Annotated in this window: 2 pseudogenes; both read right to left on the bottom strand. The window is 66.1% G+C overall.

Annotated elements, in window-relative coordinates:
• Positions 1-231 (bottom strand): annotated as a pseudogene (locus JWG88_RS21525) (peptide chain release factor N(5)-glutamine methyltransferase); the annotation flags it as partial.
• Between the two features lies 1 nt (position 232).
• Positions 233-380, bottom strand: a pseudogene (gene prfA, locus JWG88_RS22300) (peptide chain release factor 1); the annotation flags it as partial.

The following is a 380-nucleotide window of genomic DNA, read 5'->3' as shown; positions in this document are numbered from 1 at the left end:
CCAGAAGCCCTGGTGGCCAAGGATGTAGGCCACCGGTTCGCCGTTGCGCCGACGGGCGATCCAGTCGTCGAACCGCTCGTTGGCCTCGCGCGGCACGATGCGCTCCGGCCAGGTACGCAGGAAGCTGCGCGGCTTGCCCATCGCCGCCGCCAGCAGCAACTCGGTGTCGAGCCGGGCGCTGGGCGAATCGGGCAGTTGGGAATCCTTGAGAAGGGTACAGATAGTGGTCATGTCAGTCGCCCAGGGCCGCCAGTTGATCGGCCTGGTATTCCTGCAGCAGCAGCTCGATCACCTGTTCCACCGCGCCCTCCATCACCTCGCCCAGGGAGTACAGGGTGAGGTTGATGCGATGGTCGGTGACCCGCCCTTGCGGGAAGTTG

Source organism: Desulfopila inferna (genome assembly GCF_016919005.1).
Taxonomy (GTDB): Bacteria; Desulfobacterota; Desulfobulbia; order Desulfobulbales; family Desulfocapsaceae; genus Desulfopila_A; species Desulfopila_A inferna.
Note: the sequence above shows the minus strand (reverse complement) of the source record. Positions and strands in the feature narration are given on the sequence as shown.